The organism is Streptomyces lavendofoliae (assembly GCF_014649735.1).
GTDB lineage: Bacteria > Actinomycetota > Actinomycetes > Streptomycetales > Streptomycetaceae > Streptomyces > Streptomyces lavendofoliae.
On the sequence record NZ_BMTP01000006.1, the window covers coordinates 106,453 to 122,054 of the forward strand.

The 15,602-nt window shown below is 73.9% G+C and carries 12 protein-coding genes; 10 read left to right on the forward strand and 2 right to left on the reverse strand.

Annotated elements, in window-relative coordinates; all coding sequences use genetic code 11:
- Positions 1-638 precede the first annotated feature (638 nt).
- From helR to IE109_RS13385, 7 genes are all read left to right on the forward strand, one after another.
- Complete coding sequence (gene helR, locus IE109_RS13355) at positions 639-2,807, forward strand: RNA polymerase recycling motor ATPase HelR (protein ID WP_189551049.1); 2,169 nt, start codon at positions 639-641, stop codon at positions 2,805-2,807.
- A gap of 499 nt (positions 2,808-3,306) precedes the next feature.
- A complete protein-coding gene (locus IE109_RS13360; RefSeq protein WP_189551050.1) occupies positions 3,307-5,427 on the forward strand; it encodes a transglycosylase domain-containing protein in 2,121 nt (706 codons plus the stop codon).
- Positions 5,424-6,725, forward strand: coding sequence for a polysaccharide deacetylase family protein (locus IE109_RS13365; RefSeq protein WP_229890975.1), 1,302 nt, complete (start codon positions 5,424-5,426; stop codon positions 6,723-6,725). The genes IE109_RS13360 and IE109_RS13365 overlap by 4 nt, the downstream gene beginning before the upstream one ends.
- 67 nt (positions 6,726-6,792) lie before the next feature.
- A complete protein-coding gene (locus IE109_RS13370) occupies positions 6,793-8,166 on the forward strand; it encodes a diacylglycerol/lipid kinase family protein (RefSeq protein WP_189551051.1) in 1,374 nt (457 codons plus the stop codon).
- 168 nt (positions 8,167-8,334) lie between these two features.
- Positions 8,335-9,009, forward strand: coding sequence for a hypothetical protein (locus IE109_RS13375; protein WP_189551052.1), 675 nt, complete (start codon positions 8,335-8,337; stop codon positions 9,007-9,009).
- Between the two features lie 133 nt (positions 9,010-9,142).
- Positions 9,143-10,582 carry an amidohydrolase family protein gene (locus tag IE109_RS13380; protein WP_189551053.1) on the forward strand — a complete coding sequence of 480 codons (1,440 nt, stop codon included), beginning with the start codon at positions 9,143-9,145 and terminating at the stop codon, positions 10,580-10,582.
- A 902-nt stretch (positions 10,583-11,484) separates the two neighbouring features.
- On the forward strand, positions 11,485-12,462 hold the full coding sequence (locus IE109_RS13385) for a hypothetical protein (protein WP_189551054.1): 978 nt from the start codon (positions 11,485-11,487) through the stop codon (positions 12,460-12,462).
- Positions 12,463-12,643: 181 nt separating this feature from the next.
- Here IE109_RS13385 and IE109_RS13390 read toward each other — a convergent pair whose 3' ends face one another.
- The gene (locus IE109_RS13390) at positions 12,644-13,072 is read right to left on the reverse strand and encodes a nuclear transport factor 2 family protein (RefSeq protein WP_229890977.1); all 429 of its coding nucleotides are present in this window, start codon (positions 13,070-13,072) and stop codon (positions 12,644-12,646) included.
- Between the two features lie 102 nt (positions 13,073-13,174).
- Between IE109_RS13390 and IE109_RS13395 the strand changes: the two genes are divergently transcribed.
- The 3 genes from IE109_RS13395 (at position 13,175) to IE109_RS13405 (ending at position 15,240) form a co-directional block, all read left to right on the forward strand.
- Positions 13,175-13,747, forward strand: coding sequence for a PadR family transcriptional regulator (locus tag IE109_RS13395; RefSeq protein WP_189551056.1), 573 nt, complete (start codon positions 13,175-13,177; stop codon positions 13,745-13,747).
- Positions 13,734-14,522, forward strand: a complete 789-nt coding sequence (locus IE109_RS13400; protein ID WP_189551057.1) for an SGNH/GDSL hydrolase family protein — start codon at positions 13,734-13,736, stop codon at positions 14,520-14,522. The genes IE109_RS13395 and IE109_RS13400 overlap by 14 nt, the downstream gene beginning before the upstream one ends.
- Before the next feature lie 97 nt (positions 14,523-14,619).
- Entirely contained in the window at positions 14,620-15,240 is a 621-nt protein-coding gene (locus IE109_RS13405; protein ID WP_189551058.1) for an L-threonylcarbamoyladenylate synthase, read from the forward strand.
- A gap of 22 nt (positions 15,241-15,262) precedes the next feature.
- Here IE109_RS13405 and IE109_RS13410 read toward each other — a convergent pair whose 3' ends face one another.
- Positions 15,263-15,553 (reverse strand): hypothetical protein, encoded by a 291-nt coding sequence (locus IE109_RS13410; RefSeq protein ID WP_189551059.1) that lies wholly within the window; start codon positions 15,551-15,553, stop codon positions 15,263-15,265.
- Between the last annotated feature and the right edge of the window lie 49 nt (positions 15,554-15,602).

Genomic DNA, 15,602 nt, shown 5'->3' on the forward strand with positions numbered 1-15,602 from the left:
GCCGCCCGTGAGGCGTCGGCCGGCCCCGGGCAGCGGTCGCCGCGCCGGGCCGAGCACCGGCCCCCGGAAGCCGCCGGGGAACAGGGCTTGTACGCGCCACGGGAGCGTCGCGACAGCGCCCGGGACCGACGGCCCGTCGGCGCGCCCCGGGCCGGGGCGCCGCGCGGGCCCCGCACCGAGTCCGTTCCGAAGAGGCCGCTGCCCCGCCGGTCCGTCGGCATGCGGGACCTGTGCCGCGCGTCGCACGGTGTGGCGGACCCCTCGATCGTGAGCCTCTGCCACCGGACGTACGGCTGACCCACCCCGCGGCCGCTCAGCCGGGGCCCGGGGGGCGTGTGAGGGAGGAGTCGCGAAACGACAAAGGCAAGAGGGAGTGCCCACCTCTTGCCACTCTCAACATATAGCGCACCGGGGGGCTTGCCACAAGGCCCCGCTCGTACCGCAGAATCGCAGGCCGAAGCCGGAAGCCGCAGAAACGGGTGAACACCAGGTGCGTGTGTTGTCGTCGGTCCACTGGTCGTGCGGGGAAGTCATGGCGGGGGTGGGACAGGGGCTGCGGCCCCCGGCGCCCGGAACCGGGGCGCCGGGACGCGCGGCACCGGACGTCGCGGGCGCGGCCACCGATCGGCGGTGGTGACATGAGTTCCCCGATTGCCAGTGCCTTCGACCTCCCCGGCCATCTCTCCGCCAAGGCCGACCCGGCGCTGATCGCCCGGGACGAGCGGCACTTCGCGGCCGTCGCGGAGTGCCTCGACCGGTCGATCACCGAGCTGACCGACCGTCTCGACGCCCTGCGCAGGGCGCCCGGCGGCCTCGGCCGGGAGGCCATGGACCGGGACGTGGAGATCCACCGGCTGACCGGCCGTCTGCGCATCCTGAGTCGCTTCGGCCTCGACCTGTGCCTCGGGCACTTCGTCCGGGCCGACGACCCCGAGCCCGTCCACATCGGGCGGCTCGGCCTCACCGACAGCACGGGGCGCCGGCTGCTGGTCGACTGGCGCTCCCCCGCGGCCGAGCCGTTCTTCGCGGCGACGCACGCCGACCCGATGGGTGTGGTGAGCCGCCGCAGGTACCGCTGGACGCGGGGCCGGATCAGCGACTACTGGGACGAGGTGTTCACGGCCGAGGGCCTTGAGGGGCACGCGGCGCTGGACGACCAGTCCGCCTTCATCGCCAGTCTGGGCAGCACCCGGTCGCCCCGGATGCGTGACGTCCTCGCCACCATCCAGGCCGACCAGGACGCCGTCATCCGGGCGGGGTCCCGCGGCGCCCTCGTCGTCGACGGCGGTCCGGGTACGGGAAAGACCGTCGTCGCCCTGCACCGCACCGCGCACCTGCTGTACTCCGACCCCCGCCTCGGTCACCGCCGGGGCGGCGTGCTGTTCGTCGGTCCGCACCAGCCGTACCTGGCCTACGTCGCCGACGTCCTGCCCAGCCTCGGCGAGGACGGTGTGCGGACCTGCACGCTGCGGGACCTCGTCGCCGAGGGAGCCGGAGCAGCCGCCGAGACCGACCCGGAGGTGGCCCGCCTCAAGGCGTCCGCGCGGATGGTGGACGCCGTCGAGGCGGCCGTCAGGTTCTACGAGGAGCCGCCCACCCGGGGCATGACCGTCACGACCGACTGGGCCGACGTCCGGCTGAGCGCCGACGACTGGGCCGAGGCGTTCGAGGCACCGGAGCCCGGGACGCCGCACAACGAGGCGCACGAGCAGATCCGGGAGGCGCTGGGCACGATCCTGCTGGACAAGCTCGGCGAGGACGTCCCGCCCGAGGAGTTCCGCAGGTCGCTGGCGCGGGACGACGAACTGGCCGGGACCCTCCACCGCGCGTGGCCGCTGATCGAGGCGGCCGACCTCGTCGGCGACCTGTGGTCGGTGCCCGCGTACCTGCGCAAGTGCGCTCCCTGGCTCGGCCCCGACGACGTCCGCAGGCTGCGGCGCGGGGACGCCCAGGCGTGGACGTTGTCGGACCTGCCCCTGCTGGACGCGGCACGGCAGCGGCTCGGCGACCCGGAGGCGGCACGACGGCTGAGCCGGCGCGAGGCCGCCCTCGCGGCCCAGCGCGAGCGCATGACGCAGGTCGTCGACAACCTGATCGCCGCCGCGGCCGACTCCGGCGCCGACGGCGACGACGGCGAGGGGCTCGTGACGATGCTGCGCGGCCGGGACGCCCGGGTCAGCCTGGTCGACGAGTCCGAACTGCCCGCCCCCGACCCGGACCTGCTCGCCGGCCCGTTCGCGCACATCGTCGTGGACGAGGCCCAGGAGCTGACCGACGCGGAATGGCGGATGCTGCTGCCGCGCTGCCCGTCCCGGAGCTTCACCATCGTCGGGGACCGCGCCCAGGCCAGGCACGGGTTCCCGGAGTCGTGGCCGGAGCGGCTCGAACGGGTCGGGTTCGACCGGATCGAGGTGGCCTCGCTGAACATCAACTACCGGACCCCCGAGGAGGTCATGGCCGAGGCCGAGCGGGTCGTGCGCGCCGTGCTCCCGGACGCCAACGTACCGGTATCCGTGCGCGGCACCGGGATTCCCGTCATGCGCGGGTCGGTCGCCGATCTGCGCCCGGTCCTCGACGAGTGGCTGTCCACGCATGCCGAGGGGACCGCGTGCGTCATCGGCGCCCCGGCGTTCCGGGCCGAGCCGCGTGTCCGGTCGCTGACCCCGGAACTGTCGAAGGGGCTCGAGTTCGACCTGGTCGTGCTCGTCGACCCGGAGGGCTTCGGCACGGGCGTCGAAGGAGCGGTCGACCGCTACGTCGCGATGACGCGGGCGACCCAGCGGCTCGTGGTCCTCACGAGCCCCTGACGCCGGGGTGCGATCACCGGCCGACGCACGGTGGGCCGGCCCCATCGGCGGCGACATGTGTCGCGGGGCTTCGGCGCCGGTTCCGGGCGGAGCTGCCGGCCGGCGCGCTGGGCCGGGAGCGGGCGGAGGGACCGGACCGGGCCCGTCGGGCGGGTCTCGGCGCCGACCGTGAACGCGCGTCGCCGGAGGCCCTGGTGTGACGGGCGGCTCCCCGCGCCGGGGTCCAGCAGGGGACCGCGAGCGGGGTGAGCCAGGCGGCTCCTCCCGTCGGGGGCGGGGCCGGGTTCCGCCCCCGACGGGCCGGCTTCGGCCAAAGCCCCGGCGCCCCCATGGGACTGTCATACCGGCCTGTTATCTTTGCGTGACATGGCGGGCGTCACCCTCTGTCACTCTCTGGGGTGCGCTTTTGTGTTGTTTCATCGCGCCGGTAATCGGATGCCGGGCCGCACACCCGCGGCTGTCCGCGGGGGTCCGGGCCACGAGTCATGGCTGGACGGGGATGACCAAGCACATCGACTGGAGAAGAGCGGCGGGCGCCGTACGCACGGCGGCGGGGTCCCGGACCAGGCCCCGTGGCAAGCGGCGCAGGCCGCGCGCCTCACGTGTGCCGCGCCGGCCCGACTACCCCCGCTCGGGCCGCGTCGGCTGGCGCCGGTGGGTCCCGTCCTGGCGCCAGTTGTCGGCGTCGTTCCTGCTGGCCGTGGCCGCCGTCTCGGGAGTCGTGGCCATCGCCTACGTACGCACCGAGATACCGGAGGGCCTGAACGGCTTCGCCACGCAGCAGGACAACGTCTACTACTGGGCCGACGGCACTCCGATGGCCCGCACCGGCTGGGTCAGGCGCCAGGAGATGCCCCTGGACAAGATCCCGAAGCACGTCCGCTGGGCGGTGCTCGCCGCGGAGAACGCCGGTTTCTACTCCGACCCCGGCGTCTCCGTGAGCGGTGTGACGCGGGCCCTGTGGCGCACGGTCGGTGACGGCGACACCCAGGGCGGGTCCACCATCACCCAGCAGTACGTCAAGAACGTCTATCTCAGCCAGGACCAGTCGCTCTCCCGCAAGTTCACCGAGGTGCTCCTCGCCATCAAGGTGGACCGCCAGCACAGCAAGGACCGGATACTCGAGGACTACCTCAACACCAGCTGGTTCGGGCGCGGCACGTACGGCCTCCAGCGTGCCGCGCAGGCGTACTACGGCAAGGACGTCACCCAGCTGGACGCCAGCGAGGGCGCCTTCCTCGCCGCCCTCCTGAAGGGCGCCTCGCTGTACGACCCCGCCATCTCGCCCGCCAACCGCGAACGCGCCGTCGAGCGGTGGGCCTGGACGCTGGACCGCATGGTCGAGATCGGCAGGCTGTCCCGCGAGGAGCGCGCCCGCTACACCAGATTCCCCGAGCCGAGGGTCCCGACCACCCCGAGCACCTCCGGCGGCCAGAACGGCTACCTCGTCGAGCTGGCCGAGACGTACGCCAAGCGCGCCGGGCGGATCAGCGACGCGCGGTTCGACCTCGGCGGGTACCAGGTCTACACGACCTTCCAGAAGCCGCGTACGGCCGCGCTCACCAAGGCCGTCGACGCGGCACGCGCCGGCCTCGACCCCGAGAACCGCGCGGCCGACCGGTACGCCCGGTTCGGAGCCGCCTCGGTCGCCCCCGACGGCCGCATCCTGGCCGTCCACGGCGGACCGGACCACCAGAAGCAGGCGTTCAACGAGTCCAACGCCGCCACCGTCCCGGCCGGAACGGTCTTCACCCCCTTCGTCTACGCCGCCGCGCTCGAGCACGGCGTGCAGCGCGAGCGCGGCGGACCCCGCACCCCGGTCACTCCCGCGACCGTCTACGACGGCGACGACGGCGTCCCCCTGCGGACCCCGGAGGGCCCGTACTGGGACCGCGCCGGGAAGATGGTCAAGGCCATCAACCTCGACGGCCGCTCCCACGGCCGCATCAGCCTCGGCCGTGCCCTGGCCGAGTCGGCGGACGCGCCCTTCCTCCAACTGGGCATGGACGTCGGTCTGGAGCATGTGCGGCGCACCGCGCAATCGGCCGGCCTCCTCGGCTCCAGCCTCGGCCCCCCGGTCCCCGACTTCGCCCTCGGCAACTCCACGCCGAGCGCCATCCGCATGGCGAGCGCCTACAGCATGTTCCCCGGGCGCGGCACGCACACCGAGCCGTACTCGGTGCTGCGGGTCACCCACAAGGGAGAGCCCGTTCCGCTCGCCGCCCCGCGCAAGCGGCGGGCCGTCGGCCCCGCGGTGGCCGACCACGTCACCGACGCGCTCTCCCGCGCCCGCGAGGAGCAGGCCACCGAGGAGCAGGCCACCGAGGGGCGCGCTGACGAGGAGCACGGCGGCGAGGGGCCGGACGGCGCGGCGGGCAAGGCCGGCGGCACGCGGGAGGACACGGCCCGCTGGTACGCCGGTTACACGCCCACCGAGGCCACGGCCGTCGTCGTCTACCGCATGGACCTCGCCAAGAGCCTCGCCCCACTGCCCCTCACGGGCCTCGGCGGCGACTCCACGGCCGGGGCCGGCCGTCCCGCGGCGATATGGAACCAATACATGGACGCGGTGCGGGACGTGTCTCCTCGCACCGGTGACGATCGGGGGAAGACACGATGATCCGGAACCACCCGGCCGTACGGCGCCTGCGCGAACGCACCACCACCCGTGGCATCGCGCTCGGGATCACCGCGGTCCTCATCGCCACCGGCGCGAGCCTCGTCCCGCTGGTGACCGGCGCCGGTGACGACGACCTCGCGGCGACGGCCGACCGCACGTCCGCCCCGGCCCCCCGGCCTCCGGCGGGGCGCAAGGGCGGCGGCGCCGAGAGCTCCGACGAGGAGTGGGACGGCCGGGTGAGGATCCTCGGGGACGGCTCCACCTCGTACACCGGCCCGCAGCCCGGCCGGCTCAAGCCCCAGCGGCTGAAACCGGGTCAGCGGCCGCCGCAGTTCGTCGTCTTCTCCTGGGACGGCGCCCTGGAGGGCGACGACCGGCTCTTCTCCCGCTTCCGCCGCGTGGCCAAGGAGAGCGGCGCCCACATGACGTTCTTCCTCACGGGCATCTACCTGCTGCCGAAGGAGAAGAAGGACCTCTACCGGCCGCCCCGGCACGACGTGGGAGCGGCGGCCATCTCGTACCCGACCCGCGAGCACATCCGCACCACCCTGGAGCAGCTGGGCAAGGCGTGGAAGGAAGGGCACGAGATCGGGTCCCACTTCAACGGCCACTTCTGCGGCGCCAAGGGCGGTGGGGACTGGACCGCCGCCGAGTGGACCAGCGAGATCGACCAGTTCTACTCCTTCGTGCAGAACTGGAAGACCAACACGGGCTTCACCGACCTCGACCCCCTCCCCTTCGACCCCACCCGTGAGGTCGTCGGCGGTCGGGCGCCCTGCCTCGAAGGGCAGAAGACGCTCATACCCGCGTCCAGGCCGTTCGGATGGCGGTACGACGCGAGCTCGTCGGGCGACTTCCAGATCTGGCCGTCCAGGAAGAACGGCGTCTGGGACCTGCCGCTGCAGATGCTGCCTTTCCCCGGCAAGGACTTCCAGGTCCTGTCCATGGACTTCAACTACCTCTACAACCAGTCCAAAGGACTGACGGACGGCGATCCGGCGATGTACAGCACCTGGCGCGAGCAGACCCGCGACTCCTATCTCGCCGGATTCGAGCGCGTCTTCAACGGCAGCCGCGCGCCGATGTTCATCGGCAACCACTTCGAGAACTGGAACGGCGGCATCTACATGGACGCGGTGGAGGACGTGATGCGCCGCGTCTGCCCCCGCAAGGAGGTGCGCTGCGTCTCCTTCCGCGAACTGACCGACTGGCTCGACGCGCAGGACCCGGACGTCCTGGCCCAGTGGCGCACCCTCGATCCCGCTCAGCCACCCGGCTGGTCCTCGCCGGGCAGGTGACCGGCCCCGTCGACGGGCCGCCCGGCGTGCGGGCCTCCTACGATGTGCGCGGACGAGGGGAGGGCCCATGGGGGTCGGGTGGCGGGCGGGCGAGCGGGCCCATCGGAAGCAGCGGTGGTCGGCCAGGGCGTCCCTGGTCTGCGTGTCGCTGGCCGCCCTGCTGCCCCTGTTGTACGGGGGGCTCGGCGGCGTCCTGCTGCTCATGGTGGGCGCGGCGGGCATCGCCGTCACGGCGGCCGGCCTGTGGTGGGTGCTGACGCGGCGCGGCACCGCCCGAGCGGCCGCCGCGACGCTCGCGGCGGCGGCGCCGACCGCCGTCGTCGCGATGTTCGCCGCCGCCAACCTGCTGTGGGTGGTCGTGCTCTCCCTCACGCTGTGGGTCGCGTCCGTCTGGGCCGGGCGGTACGCGCTGCGGAGCACCGGTCTGCGTCCCGTGCGGGTGAAGGAGCACCGCACGCCGCCGCCGAGGCGCCCGTTCCTCGTGATGAACCCGCACTCGGGCGGCGCCAAGGTGGAGCGGTTCGGCCTCAAGGAGAAGGCGGAGCGGCTGGGGGCGCGGGTGGTGCTGCTCGACCCCGAACGGCCGCGGGACGTCGCGGAGCTGGCCCGGCGGGCGGTAGCGGAGGGCGCCGACCTGCTGGGGGTCGCCGGCGGCGACGGCACCCAGGCGCTGGTCGCCGCGGTCGCCGCCGAGCACGGCCTGCCGTTCCTGGTCGTCTCCGCGGGCACCCGCAACCACTTCGCGATGGACCTGGGCCTCGACCGCGACGACCCGGCCGCCTGCCTGGACGCGCTCACCGACGGCGTCGAGCTCCATGTGGACCTCGGATTCGCCGGCGGGCGCCCGTTCGTCAACAACGTGTCGTTCGGGGTCTACGGGGCGGTCGTGCAGAGCCCGGCGTACCGGGGGGACAAGGTGGGCACCGCGCTGGACCTGCTGCCGGAACTGCTCACCGGACAGAGCGGCCCGAGGCTCACCGCGCGTGCCGGCGGGACCACGCTCACCGGACCGCAGGCGCTGCTGGTGAGCAACAACCCCTACCGCAGGGACGACCCGGCGGGCCTGGGCCGCCGGGAGCGGCTGGACTCCGGCGTGCTGGGCGTGGTGGGCATCCGGGTGGACAACGCGGCGGAGGCGGCCGGTCTGCTCCTCGATCCGGAGGCGGGCGCGCTGACGGTGCTGACGGCCCGTGAGGTGGTCGTGGACGCCGACCTCCCGACCGTCGACGTCGGCATCGACGGGGAGGCCTTCGTCCTGCCCGTCCCGGTGCACTGCCGCATCGCGCCACGGGCGCTGCGCGTCCGGGTACCCCGGCTGCGGCCCGGGGTCCCGCAGCCCCAGCCCCGCCTCGACTGGCGCCGGGTGCGCAAGCTCGCCGCGGCGGTGAGCCGTACGGCGGTCACCGGCCGCTCGGCCGGCGGGCCCGGGCTGCCGGGGTGACGGCCCGCGGCGCGCCCCGGCCCCGGCCCCGGCCCCGGCCCCGCAGGCGAAACGGTACGCCTGGTACCGACCGGGGCGGGTCGGACGTATCGGCCCCGCGGGGTGCGTGCTGCCGGTAGCGTCGGTGGGGTGCGTGCGGAAGCGGGGAGGGGCGCCATGCTCACGGTCGTGGGATTTCGGCTGGGGAACGGCAGTCGGCAGGTGACGGCGGTGGTGACGGAGTCCGGCCGGCTCCACCGCGCGCACGGTCCCTACGGCGCCCCCGGCCGGGCGTCCCGGCCGGACACCCCGGTCCGCCAGACCCCCGTCCACCGGCACGTGGCGCACCTGCGAGGTCTGCGCTCCCGGTACATGGCGAAGGGCTACTCGGACGAGCTGATCCCCGGGGCGTGCGTCCAGCTGGCGCTGCGGGAGGACACACCGGAACCCCCGCCCGGCAAGGCACATGTCGTCGAGCCCTCCTGGCCCCTGTTGTTCCGGGCGTTCGACGCCGCCGCGCCCGCCGCGTCGCGCGGCACCCTCGAGGACGCCATCAACGGCTTCTACACCACGATCGGGGCGCCGTTCCTGCCCCGGCGGCCCGACCGGCCCGACCGGCCCGACCGGCCGGGCCCCGCCGTCCGGCCCGCGGCCCGGCTCCCGCACCGGGTGGCCGCGTTACGGCGCGCCCTGGCCGCCGGGTCGGCCGTCAGCTCCCCGCCCCGTCTGGCGGTGGGCTACACGGTCACCGCCGACGACGTGCGCCTCCATGTGGGCCGTGCCAGTGAGAGCCTGCCGCGCCAGGACGTCGTCGAACTCCACGCGGCGCTCAGCGCGTGGCTGCACCTCAACGCCGCGAGGTGACCGCGGGCGGCGGGGCCGCCGGAGAGGCGGTACCGGAGGGAACCGCCCGACGCGGACGGTGAAAACGGAATTCCATTACCGTTGGCCGGAATTCTGGCTTGCCTGACGTCGAGACGTGCGGGATACCACCCTCATGACGGAGTCGCCAGAGTTCAACCGCCGCAGCGTACTCGCCGGATTCGGCAGCATCCCCCTCGCCCTGGGCACACGCCCGGCCGGCCAGGCCCCGCCCCCCACCGGCGGACCCGGCGAGCCCATGCCCGCCACCCTGCTGCGCGGGGCCGGGCTGCTCCTCACCATGGACCCGGCGGTGGGCGACGGGCCCCTGGGCATCCTGCGCGACGCCGATGTGCTGATGCGGGGTGGGAAGATCGCCGCCGTAGGGCGCCGGCTGCCCGCGCGGCGGGGCGTGCGGGTGCTGGACGCGGGCGGACGCATCGTCCTGCCGGGATTCGTGGACGTGCACAACCACCTGTGGCAGTCCAGCATCCGGGGCGGATGCGGCAACCAGGACCTGTACGGCTGGCTGGCCTCCTGCAACCGCGGGACGCTCGCCCGGATCGGCCCCCGCGACATGTACCGCTTCGCCCGCCTCGCCGCCCTCGACGCGTTGCAGGCCGGCGTCACCACCGTCGTGGACTGGGTGCACCCCGTCCCGTACGAGACCAGCGTCCAGCACATAAAGGCGCTGGACGACTCCGGGCTGCGTTTCGTGTACGCGATGACGCAAGGGCCCGCGGACGCGGACCTTCTCCTGCGGGTGAAGAGGGAACTGCTCGACCCGCTGCCCCTGGCGTCCGCCCACATCTCCACCCATGCCGGCATGGCGACCCTCGGACCGCTACGGCGAACCACCGAACTCGCCCGGCACCTCGGGGTGATGCTCAACTCCCATGTCCTGGAGCATCCCGGCGACCGCGGGGACGACCCGGTGCGCGCCCTGCGGCTCGCGGGAGCCCTCGGCCCGGACCTGCTGATGAACCACGCGATCCACCTGACGGACGACGAGATCGCGCTGATCGCCGAGCACGACGTGCGGGTGGCCCACTGCCCGCTGAGCAACATGCGGCTGGCCTCCGGCATCATCCGGCTGCCCGCACTGCACGCGCGCGGGGTGAAGGTGGGGCTCGGCCACGACGGCGGTACCAACGACACGTCCGACATGTTCAACGTCATGAAGGCGGCCGTGGGCCTCCAGCGGGCGTCGCACCGGGACCCCGGGGTGCACCCGTCGATCCCCGCCGTGCTGCGCATGGCGACCCTCGGCGGGGCGGAGTGCCTCGGGATGGCGGACCACGTCGGCTCCCTCTCCCCCGGCAAGCGCGCGGACGTCCTCGTGCTGGACCCGGGCACGCTGAACTTCGCGCCCCGCTACGACTGGGTGGGCCAGATCGTGCTGAACGGCCAGCCGCCGAACCTCAGCCACGTCTTCGTGGACGGCCGGATGCGCAAGGCCGACGGCGTGCTGGTGGGCGTGGACACGGACGCCGTCGTGCGCGAGGCCGAACGCGCCGCCGCCCGGGTGCGCGACACGATGGCGACCACCGGGCCGCCGCGCGGTGCGAACGGCTGACCGGCCCGGCGGCGCGCCGCCGTCCAGAGGAGCGCCGCCGTCCGTCCGGTGACGGCGGAAGGACCAACGCCGTCGCGCCGCAGGGGAACGGGTGATGGTGGTGGTCGGACACGAAGACTCCGAGTCGCCGGACATCGCGGGTGCGACGTCGGCGCCTGGCCCTGTCCCACGTGATCGGCTGTCCGTTCCGATCTGGGTGAGTGTGGCCGCCACGGGGGCGTCCCATCGCCCGCGCCTCGGGGAGCCGGAGCGGCGGTGTCCGGACTCATCCGCGCCTGGCTGACGGGTCGTTGACCCGGACCCCACGCCCACCTGCGTACGTACGTGGCGGCAACCTCCGCACGGCCGCGGCCGTCACCAGCGCACGGGCGCACCGGCCCTCACCCTCGCCTTCGCCGAGGAGGGCCACGGCCCCGAGCCGGCCCGGCACGTGGCCCGGAACCAGGTCGCATGGCGCCCGGTCACCCGACCCGGTCGTTCACGCAACACCTCGGCCAGGCACCGGGCCGGTTCGTGCGCCAGGCACGTACCGAGGCCGACGGCCCGCGTGACCAGGCGCTGCGGATTCGGCACAACGGAGTCGATGCGCCAGGCGTTCACCGGCCGGTACGAGGTCTGCCCGTCGCGCTACGGGGCCACCGGACCCGGAAACCGCCCGGGAGGGGCACACCCTTACGGTGACTTCGTCCCGGACGCGCCACCGGCGGCGCGCCGGGCCGGGGCGAACACAACGCCCCTCGCACACACAACAGTTGCAAGCGCGACGCCTCGGGGCTGGCGGGCTGCCGTGGCATCGGATCTCAACGCGGCGGTCACCGCTTGTTTGCTTGACACAACACCGCAGCCGTACTCTTCAGCACAGTTTCGTTCCTTCACAAACGCCACGATCCGTAGGAGGACACGTGCCCCTTCCCACCACCGCAGCCGGCAACATCGAGGCCACCACCGCCCTGCTGAGGGAAGAGCTCCCCCAACTCGAGGAGCAGCAGCAGGCGCTGGAGAAGGATCTGGCCGCCGTCACCGAGCGACTCGGTTCGGTCCGCAGCGCGCTGACCGCGCTGGAGGCGCTGTCCGTCGCGGCCGTTCCGGCGCCGCGCACCGAGGCACCGGAAGGAGCCGTCGAGGACGCGCCGTCCGGCGCCGGCCCCGAGCCCGAGCCGGAGTCCGCGCCGAAGCCGGAGCCCGAGCCCGAGGAGGCCCCGGTGGCCGCCGAGGCCACAAAGTCGCCGGCCCCGGCGGCCCAGGACCCGGAGCAGGAGCCCGCCGCCGAGTCGGCGGCGGAGCGGAAGTCCGGGCAGGAGCCGGAACAGCGGAAGCCGGAAGCGGAGCCGAAGCAGGTCACCACCACGGACGTTCCGGCGCAGCGCACGGCGCGTACCACCGCCGCCGGCCGGAAGACCACCGCCAAGAAGTCCGCCAAGCCGGCCGCCGGCAAGCCCGCCACCGCCAAGCCCGCTTCCAAGCCCGCCGCCAAGGCGCGCCCGGCGACGAAGAAGACCGCGACGGCCAAGAAGACCGCCACCACCGCCACCACCACCAAGGCCGCGAAGTCCGGAACCACCGGCAAGACCGGCACCACCACCAAGACCGGCACCGCCGCCAAGGCCAAGAAGCCCGCAGACAAGGCGCCCGCCACCACCACCGCCACGGCGCCCGCCGCCACCGCCGGCGACAACACCAACGGGCTGACCGAGCAGGTCGCCGCCGTCCTCGCGCGCAACAGCGACACGCCCCTGCGCGCCCGTGACGTCGCCAAGGAACTGGGCCGCGATGACAGCACCGGTGCCATCAACACCGTGCGCAGCACCCTCGACCGGCTCGTCGCCACCTCCCGTGCCCGCCGCGCCGGCCGCGGCCTCTACCAGGCGCCCGCCAACTGAGCCCCGCGATCTGAGCGTGCGGCCCGTCCCGGTGGCCCGTTGCCACCGGGACGCCCGCATGCCCGCGGCCCGGCCCGTCCGTCTCGGCGGGTCACGGCCCCCACCCGAACCACCGAACCACCGGCCGCACGGTCCACCGGCCGGACGACCGGCGCCGTCGCGGGCGCCGTCGCGGGCGCCGTCAGCCCGTCGCCGGGACGAGACCGTCGGCCACCAGCCCGGCGAGCACCGCCTCGCCGAGGGCGTGCACCGCGGACCTCGGACGCACCATCACGGTGAACTCCCTGATCCGGCCCGCCTCGTCGCATTGCAACAGGTCGATGCCGTGGATCTGCTTGCCGCCGACGGTGGCACGGAAGAGCAGGACCACCGACGGGGCCTCCTCACCGTCCGCGGTGGTCTCGGCGGCACCCTCGCAGCGCCCGATGTAGCGGAAGTCCTCGAAGGTGCGCATCAGGACCCTGAAGAGGCCCAGCACCATGGCCTTGCCCTCGAAGGGCGTGAACGTGACCGGGCTGTAGAGCCGGACGTCCTCGGTGAACAGGCCGTCCAGCGCGGCCACATCGCGATTCGCCACCGCGGTGCGGAAGTCTTCCACGGTCTTCTCCACAGGCCCTCCATACTCAAAAATCTGACTAGTCAGTTTTTTGAGTATCATGCAGGGGCGAGCGGCTGAGGGGAAGAGGCCGGGACAGGAAAGGGGGCCGCTGCGGTGGCTTTGCGGCATGCCGTGCTGGCGGCGCTGCTGGACGGGGAGTTCAGCGGGTACCAGCTGGCGAAGGCGTTCGACATCGGCGTCGCCAACTTCTGGCACGCCCTGCCCCAGCAGCTCTACGCCGAGCTGGCCAGACTGGAGAGGGACGGCCTCGTCGCGGGCAGGCAGGTGGTTCAGGAGACCCGGCCCAACAAACGGTTGTTCCGGGTCACCGAGGCCGGCCGGGCGGAGCTGGAGGCGTTCGCCGCCGCCGCGTCGAAGCCGTCGTTCATCCGCGACGACCTGCTGGTGAAGGTCCAGGCCGCCGACCGCGTCGGCACGGCACCGGTGATCGGACAACTGGAGGAGCGGGCGTCGGCGGCCGAGGCCAAGATCGAGCTGCTGAGCGCGTTGTTGCGGCAGCTGCGCGGCGACGTGGACGAGGAGGAGTTCCTGCTCCGGGGCGAGCGGATCGGGCCGTACCTCACCTGCCTGCGCGGCCTGGCCTTCGAGCGCGAGCACCGCGACTGGTGCCTGCGGATCGCGGCCGTCCTGCGGGAGAGGCGGAGGGCCACCCATGGCGAGCGGTGACCACCTGCGGTACGTCGCCCTGGGCGACAGCATGACCGAGGGCGTCGGCGACGGGGACGACACGGCGGGACTGCGCGGCTGGGCCGACCGGCTGGCCGAGCACCTCGCCGCGGCGAACCCCGGCGTCCGGTACGCCAACCTGGCCGTACGGGGGCGCCTCGCCGGCCAGGTCAGGGCCGAGCAGCTGGCCCCGGCCTTGGCCCTCCGCCCCGACCTGGTCACGGTCGTCGCGGGTCTCAACGACCTGCTGCGGCCCCGGTTCGACCCGGTGGAGGTGGCCGGGCACCTGGAGGCGATGTTCGCCGCTCTCACGGGTGCGGGGGCTCACGTGGTGACCCTGACCTTCCCGGACGTGGGGCGCATCGCCCCGCTCGCCCGGCCGCTCGCACCCCGGGTGGCCGACCTCAACGCCCGTGTCCGCGCCGCGGCCGCCCGCCACGGCGTCACGGTCGCCGACACCGGCGGGCAGGTCGTCTCCACCGACCCGCGCCTGTGGACCGCCGACCGCCTCCACGCGGGCCCCCTGGGCCACGAGCGCATCGCCGCCGCGGTCGCCCGTGCCATCCGGCTGCCCGGCAGCGACGACGCCTGGACGCACCCCCTCCCCCCGCGGGACCCGCCCCCGGCCTGGCGCGCGGCGGCGGCCGAACTGCGCTGGGCCGCCGCGTTCCTCGGTCCCTGGATCGGGCGCCGTGTCCGCGGCCGGTCCTCCGGCGACGGTCGCCGCGCGAAGCGGCCCGAACTGCTGCCCGTGGGGCCCGGCTCCCCGCGCTGACGCGCCGGCCGGGGACCGTGCCGCACCGGGCCGGGCACGTGGGCGCCGCTGGGGCGTGGGTGTGAGCCGGGACGGCCCGATCGCGTACGCTCGGCGAATGGCGAAGTACTTCGACGTGCACCCGGACAATCCCCAGCGGCGCACGATCAGCACGGTGGTCGACATCATCCGCGCCGGCGGGCTGGTCGCGTACCCGACCGACTCCTGTTTCGCCCTGGGCTGCCAGCTCGGCAACCGGGAGGGCCTCGGCCGGATCAGGTCGATCCGCAGTCTCGACGACCGTCACCACTTCACGCTCGTGTGCGAGAACTTCGCCCAGTTGGGTCAGTTCGTGCATGTGGACAACGACGTGTTCCGCGCCGTCAAGGCGGCGACGCCCGGCAGCTACACCTTCATCCTCCCCGCGACGAAGGAGGTGCCGCGCCAGCTGTTGCACCCCAAGAAGAAGACGGTCGGGGTCCGCATCCCGGACCACGGGGTCACCCAGGCGCTGCTCGCGGAGCTCGGCGAACCGCTGCTGTCCAGCACGCTGCTCCTGCCGGACGAGGAGGAGCCGCTGACCCAGGGGTGGGAGATCAAGGAGCGTCTCGACCACCTGGTGGACGCAGTGGTCGACTCGGGCGATTGCGGCACCGAGCCGACCACGGTCATCGACTTCTCTGGCGGTGAGCCCGAGATCGTACGCCGGGGCGCGGGCGACACGGCGCGGTTCGAGTAGCCGCCGCCCGGCCGGGGGAACGTCAGCCCGCGGGCAGCAGCCCCAGCACCGGGGCCACCGGCTGGATGAGCTGACGGGCCTCGCCGAGGCGCTGCAGTCCGTCGAGCCCGCCGAACTGCTCCCTCACCGTGGGCACCTTGGAGCGGTGCTCGGGTGCGACGGCGATGGAGGCGAGACCGTCGACCCGGTCGAGGACGGAGGGCCCCTGGGGACCGGGAGCGGGCACGATCACCGCTCCCGCGGTGGGGGCCGACAGGACGGAGGCGCCGGCGGCCAGGGCGAGGGCGGCGAGGATGCGCTGAGATGTGGTCATAGCCAGACCAACGCCGCAATCAGCCATCAGTCACGGCCCGCCGCCGTCC